Below are 6,000 nucleotides of genomic sequence, written 5' to 3' on the forward strand. Positions count from 1 at the left end.
GGGACTGCCTCCATATGGTCGCAAGATGCGCCCATGTGGAGGCACCATTGCTCCATATGGAGTAGGCCTCAGTCCGTCGCCGCGCCCGTCAGCCGCTGCTCGCAGATCGCGGTGTCGTCGTCCTCGCGCGGGTAGGTCAGCGCTGCGAAACGCCCCTCGGGGTCGAGCCGCGTCAGGAGCGACGCCGCGATGCCGTCGAGCTGCGCGACCTGCTCGTCGGAGAGCGCGTCGATGACCACCCGGCGGGCGGTGCGGACGTGGTCCGGGGCAGCGTCGACGATCGTGGCGTACCCGGCGTCGGTCAGGCGGACGTCGGTGGCCCGGCGGTCGGAGGTCGACGGGCACCGGGTCACGAGCCCGCGCTTCTCGAGCCGGGACACCACGTGCGACAGCCGCGGCAACGAGGCGTTCGTGGCCGAGGCGAGCGCCGACATCCGCAGGGTCCGGGTGTCGGTCTCGGAGAGCATCGCGATGACCATGTAGTCGAAGTGCGTCAGGTCGGCGTCACGCTGCAGCTGCTGGTCGAGCGCGGCCGGCAGGAGTTCCATGACCGCGACGAGCTTCATCCACGCGCGCAGCTGCTCGCGGGTGAGCCACGGGGTCTCGTCGGTCATGACCTGATCATACCGAAAGGTTGTCTCTTTAACCAGTGGTGCGCACCGCGGACGAACCGGACGAACCCGCCGAACCAGACGGCCCGCCAGCGCGACGCGACCGCACCACCCCGATGACGAGCACGACCACCACGACGACGAGCAGCGCCCCCTCGACGAGCAGCAGCCGCGTGCCGTAGTCGAACGGCAGCACGGTGGGGTTCTTCTGCCCGTGGTCCTTGGCCGCGATCTCCGGCAGCACCACCAGGGCGAGCACGCTGCCGAGCACGATCGCCGCCTGCACGACGACGAGCACCCAGGCCCGCAGCGAGCGTCCGGCCCGCCGCAGCAGCAGCCCGGCGCCGACCACGAACGGCGACAGGATCGCGTCGTGCAGCACCACCGCCGCGAGCAGCCACACCCCGAGCCCGCCGATGCGGTTCGGCTTGACGGACGTCACGAGCACGGACGCCCCGAAGGCGATGACCAGCACACCGATCACCACGAGCACGATCCGCGCGGCCTTCACCGGAGCACCTCGATCTTCTCGATCCACTTGGTCTGCAGCACACCGGGCCGCCCGGGAGCGATGATCCGCGCCGGGAACCCGTGGTCCAGGTCGAGCGTCGCACCGTTCAGCTCGAGGGCGATGAGCGTCGTCGGGTCCTCGGCGTACTCCGGTCCCATGTCCATGATCCGGTAGCCACCGTGCCGCTCCAGGCTCGTCACGCGAACGTGCGACCCCTGTGGCGCCTGCACGGCGTCGAGCAGGTCGCGCATCCGCACGCCCTTCCAGGTCGCCATCTGGCTCCACCCCTCGACGCACGAGATCGGCAGGTCGACCTGCGCGGTGCCGAGTGCGACGAGTTCCGCCCGGACGAACGTCCGGCTCACGTCGTGCCCGACGACGGTGAGCGTCCAGTCGGCGGCGGTGGCGGTGGCGAGCACGCCGGCCGCACGCGCGGTCCGGTTCACCGGCAGCCCGTTCGCGCCGATGCCGCGGCCGCGGGCGCCGAACACGTTGAACGGTTCCGCGAGCTTCGAGGACTGCCCCGCCGTGAGCGCGACGACTCCCACGGTCGCCGCCGTCACGCCGGCGAAGAACCCGCGTCGGGCGATGCGCTGGCGTCGTCCGGTGGCGGCTTCCGGCGTCGGCCTGGAGGCCCGGCTCGCCTCCGCCGCGTCGGCCGTGGGCTGGGCGGGACTCGGCTCCTCGGACACCTCGCGGGTCTCCGGGGCCGTGTCCGGTCCGGTGGGACGGGACTCGGCGCCGCCGGGGGCGGCGTCGACGCCGTCGATCCAGCGGAACACGCGGCCCAGCAGGCCGGGGGCGGTGGACCCGGCGGTCCCCGAGTCCGCAGCGCGCGGTGCGGACGCACCACGAGCCTCCCGGCCGGGTGGGAGCAGCTCACTGCCGGACGCGGGGTCCGCGATGAACCGGCCGTGCGCGTCGTAGGAGTCGCGCTTCCGCCAGTAGCGGGCGATGACCGGCAGCTTGGCGGCGATGTGGATGGCCAGCGAGCCGATGATCACGTAGGCCAGGGCGTTGTGCACCTGGCGGAACGGGAACGGCCACGGGTACCACTGGTACGTGTTGAGCAGGCCGGTGACGACCTGGATGATCGACGCGGACACGAGCACCGCGATCGACAGCCGCTCGAGCAGGTGCAGCACGCCGCGCACCGGCGGCACCTGCACCAGGGCGGGCATGACGGTGTTGAGCTTGGCGAGCAGCAGCGGGATGATCGCGATCCCGGTCGTGATGTGCAGGCCCTGCGTGAACTGGTACAGCTGCGTCGGACGGGTCGGGAACCGCATCCAGCCGAGCGGTTCCTGCAGCAGGTGGCTGTAGATCCCGGTGCCGAAGCAGACCAGGAACGCGATGCCGAGCAGGCGCCCGAGCACCACCGCCGAGCGGGCGTTGCGGTTGGGGGACGCCAGAGCTGCTCGTCCGTCGTGCAGCAGGCGCTGGAGGCCGGATAGCCTCGACGGACCATGAGCGACCGACTGCGTGCCCTCCGACCGTCCCTGGCCGACGGCACCGCCGCCCGGATCGGCACGGTGCTGGCCGTCGTGGGAGTACTCGCCCTGTCGGGCGTCATCGCCGTCGGCGTCACGCATCTGGGGTTCCTCCGATCGGGCCATCGTTCTGCATTCGTTGCGTGGACGCTGATCGCTTGGACCGTCTTCGTGATCGCCGTGCTCGCGGTGCGTTTCGTGCCCGTCCGGTGGATGACCACCATGGTCATCGGCGGAGCGGTGGTGATCGGCATCGCGGCGCTGGTCGGCCCGCCCAACACGAGCACCGACTCCGCTCGGTACGCGTGGGACGGCATCGTCCAGCATGCCGGTGTCTCACCGTACGCGCACACCCCCCAGTCCGCGGCACTGTCCGGTCTCCGACCCGACTGGTTGTTCCCCGACAAGGTGGACGGCACGTGCGATCCGTTGAAGCCCCGGTTCCGCGGACTCGGCGACGGCGCCGACGGACACTGCACCGCGATCAACCGGCCGGACGTCACGACGATCTACCCGCCGATGGCGCAGCTGTGGTTCGCCGCGGTGCGGTTCTTCGTGCCGGCGACCGCGCAGTACCTGCCGTTCCAGGTCGCCGGGCTGCTCGTGTCGCTCGGTGTGACCGTCGGGCTCGTCCTGGTGCTCCGCCGGATCGGCCGTCCGACCTGGTGGGCGGCGCTCTGGGCCTGGTCGCCGCTCGTCGCCTCCGAGGCGGTCACCAACTCGCACGTCGACGTCGTCGGCGCCGCCCTCGCCACGGCCGGTGTCGTGCTCGTGGCGTTCGGCCGGCCGATCTGGGGCGGCATTGCGCTCGGGGCTGCGACCGCGACCAAGCTCATCCCGGCGATCGTGTACCCGCCGTTGCTCGGCCGCGGTCGGGCCTGGTGGGCGATCCCCATCGGCATCGCCGTGTTCGGGCTGCTCTACGTGCCCTACGTGCTGACGACCGGGCTCGACGTGCTCGGGTACCTGCCCGGCTACCTGAACGAGGAGGGCTACGAGGACGGCTCCCGGTTCGCGCTGGTGTCGCTCGTGGTCAAGGGCGACGCGGCGACCCTGGTAGTCGGGCTCCTGGTGCTGCTCGCGGCGTTCGTGGCGTGGCGGTTGTCCGACCCGGCGCGGCCGTGGTCGGGCGAGGTCCTGATGATCGGCGTGACGTTCCTCGCCGTGACGCCGCGCTACCCCTGGTACGCGCTGCTCCTCATCCCGTTCGTGGTGCTGTCCGGGCGGTGGGAGTGGCTGTCGATCGGCCTCGCCATCGCGCTGCGCGGGGTGTGGCCGTCAGCGGACGCCTACCGGTGGTGGTTGGTCGCGGCCGTAGTGGTCATCGTGGTCGTCACGCTCCTGCGCACGGAGCGCTCGGAGTGGCGACGGTGGTGGGAGCGGCTGTCGTTCCGGCGCGTGGAACACGTACGCTGACGACCATGGCACCCGCGATCCTGCTCGGCACGACCGGCTCCGTGGACCCGGCTCCCGCCGGGCTCGTCGACCGCTTCGGGCGTCGCGCCGTCGACCTGCGGGTGTCGCTGACCGAACGCTGCAACCTCCGCTGCACGTACTGCATGCCCGCGGCCGGGCTGCCGTTCGCCCCCGACGAGGCCCTGATGACGGCGACCGAGATCGAGCGGCTGGTCCGGATCGGGTCGTCGCGGTTCGGCGTCCGCAAGGTCCGGTTCACCGGCGGGGAGCCGATGCTCCGGCACGACCTGGTCGACGTGATCGCCCGGTGCGCCGCGCTGCCCGACGCCCCGGAGCTGTCGCTCACCACGAACGCGATCGGCCTCGCCCACCGCGCACAGGGCCTGTACGACGCCGGGCTGCGGCGCGTGAACGTCTCGCTCGACACCGTCGACCCCGACGTCTTCACCACCGTGACCCGCAGGCCGTTCCTCGACAAGGTGATCGCCGGGCTGTCGGCCGCGCACGACGCCGGACTCGACATCAAGGTGAACGCGGTGCTGCTGCGCGGCATCAACGACGAGGCCGCCCCGGAACTCCTCCGCTGGTGCCTGGAGCGTGGCTACGAGCTGCGGTTCATCGAGCAGATGCCCCTCGACCCCGACCACGCCTGGGACCGCACCGAGATGATCACCGCCGCCGAGACCCGCGCGCTGCTGGCGACGTCGTTCGTGCTCACGCCGGACGACGCCCCGCGCGACGGCGCCCCGGCGGAGCGGTACCGCGTGCACGACGCCGTCACCGGGGAGCCGCTCGGCACCGTCGGGATCATCGCGAGCATCACCGAGTCGTTCTGCGCCGACTGCACCCGCACGCGGCTGACCGCCGACGGGCACGTGCGCAGCTGCCTGTTCTCCGACGAGGAGACCGACGTGCTCGGGCCGATGCGCTCCGGGGCGGACGACGACGAGGTCGCCGAGCTCTGGCGGCTCGCGATGTGGGCGAAGCCGCGCGACCACGGTGACGACAGCGACGAACTCGTGCACCCGACGCGCGGCATGAGTGCGATCGGCGGCTGAGGCATGACCACGATCCGGTTCTTCGCCGCTGCCCGCGCTGCCGTGGGTGTCGACTCGCTGACCACGTCGGGCCCCACCATCGAGGCCGCCCTCGGCGCGATCGACGTCGTGGCGGACCCTGCGCGCTGGGGTGCGCTGCAGGAGCGCTGCTCGTACCTGGTCGACGGCGTGACCACGCGCGACCGGGCGACCTCGCTCGACGGGGTCGAGGTCGTCGACGTCATGCCGCCCTTCGCCGGCGGCTGAGTTCGGCGGCTGAGTTCGGCGGCTGAGTTCGGCGGCTGAGCGGTACGCCCGTTCCTTCCCAGAACGCCCGCGATACCTGGCGTTCCCGGGCATACCGTGTCGGAACTTCCGACCAGGTACGCCCGATCCGACCAGGTACGCCCGCAACGACCAGGTACGCCCCGAACGACCAGGCACGCCAGACTCGACCCCGCGCCCGCGCGCCCCGCGCCCGCGCCCGCGCCCGCGCCCGCGCACCCCGTGCCCGTTCCTTCCCAGAACACCCGCGATACCTGGTGCATCCGGGCACCTGGTGCGAACATCCGACCAGGTACGCCCGATTCGACCAGGTACACCCGGAACGGCCCAGTACGCCCGATTCGACCCCGCGCCCGCGCACCCCGCGCCCGTTCCTTCCCAGAACGTCCGCGATACCTGGTGCTTTCGGGCATACCTGGTGCGAACTTCCGACCAGGTACGCCCGACTCGACCAGGTACGCCCGGAACGACCCGGTACGCCCGACTCGACCCCGTACCCGCGCACCCCGCGCCCGTTCCTTCCCAGAACGTCCGCGATAGCTGGTGCTTTCGGGCATACCTGGTGCGAACTTCCGACCAGGTACGCCCGACTCGACAAGGTACGCCCGGAACGACCCGGCGCAGCCAGCCCGCCCGACCCCGCCCCGCCC

The 6,000-nt window shown here is 71.7% G+C and carries 6 protein-coding genes; 3 read left to right on the top strand and 3 right to left on the bottom strand.

Annotated elements, in window-relative coordinates; genetic code table 11:
- Positions 1–68 precede the first annotated feature (68 nt).
- Genes DEJ03_RS16825 through DEJ03_RS16835 form a run of 3 tightly spaced genes read right to left on the bottom strand, consistent with a single transcriptional unit; the run spans position 69 to position 2,501 of the window.
- The gene (locus DEJ03_RS16825; protein WP_017888293.1) at positions 69–614 is read right to left on the bottom strand and encodes a MarR family winged helix-turn-helix transcriptional regulator; all 546 of its coding nucleotides are present in this window, start codon (positions 612–614) and stop codon (positions 69–71) included.
- Between the two features lie 28 nt (positions 615–642).
- Positions 643–1,122, bottom strand: a complete 480-nt coding sequence (locus DEJ03_RS16830; protein WP_110865522.1) for a hypothetical protein — start codon at positions 1,120–1,122, stop codon at positions 643–645.
- On the bottom strand, positions 1,119–2,501 hold the full coding sequence (locus tag DEJ03_RS16835; RefSeq protein WP_110865523.1) for a molybdopterin-dependent oxidoreductase: 1,383 nt from the start codon (positions 2,499–2,501) through the stop codon (positions 1,119–1,121). Before DEJ03_RS16835 ends, DEJ03_RS16830 begins: the two co-directional genes overlap by 4 nt.
- A gap of 87 nt (positions 2,502–2,588) precedes the next feature.
- Between DEJ03_RS16835 and DEJ03_RS16840 the strand changes: the two genes are divergently transcribed.
- The 3 genes from DEJ03_RS16840 to DEJ03_RS16850 are packed head-to-tail and all read left to right on the top strand — an operon-like array spanning position 2,589 to position 5,332.
- Positions 2,589–4,028, top strand: a complete 1,440-nt coding sequence (locus DEJ03_RS16840) for a glycosyltransferase 87 family protein (protein ID WP_110865524.1) — start codon at positions 2,589–2,591, stop codon at positions 4,026–4,028.
- Between the two features lie 5 nt (positions 4,029–4,033).
- Positions 4,034–5,086 (top strand): GTP 3',8-cyclase MoaA, encoded by a 1,053-nt coding sequence (gene moaA / locus DEJ03_RS16845; protein ID WP_110865525.1) that lies wholly within the window; start codon positions 4,034–4,036, stop codon positions 5,084–5,086.
- Between the two features lie 3 nt (positions 5,087–5,089).
- Positions 5,090–5,332, top strand: a complete 243-nt coding sequence (locus tag DEJ03_RS16850; protein WP_110865526.1) for a MoaD/ThiS family protein — start codon at positions 5,090–5,092, stop codon at positions 5,330–5,332.
- The last annotated feature ends 668 nt before the right edge of the window (positions 5,333–6,000 follow it).

This window comes from Curtobacterium sp. MCLR17_043 (assembly GCF_003224215.1).
GTDB classification, from domain to species: Bacteria; Actinomycetota; Actinomycetes; order Actinomycetales; family Microbacteriaceae; genus Curtobacterium; species Curtobacterium flaccumfaciens.

Coding starts and splice junctions, on each gene's coding strand:
- DEJ03_RS16825 (WP_017888293.1), bottom strand. CDS start 614: ATGACCGACGAGACCCCGTGGCTCACCCGCGAGCAGCTGCGCGCGTGG.
- DEJ03_RS16840 (WP_110865524.1), top strand. CDS start 2,589: ATGAGCGACCGACTGCGTGCCCTCCGACCGTCCCTGGCCGACGGCACC.
- moaA (WP_110865525.1), top strand. CDS start 4,034: ATGGCACCCGCGATCCTGCTCGGCACGACCGGCTCCGTGGACCCGGCT.
- DEJ03_RS16850 (WP_110865526.1), top strand. CDS start 5,090: ATGACCACGATCCGGTTCTTCGCCGCTGCCCGCGCTGCCGTGGGTGTC.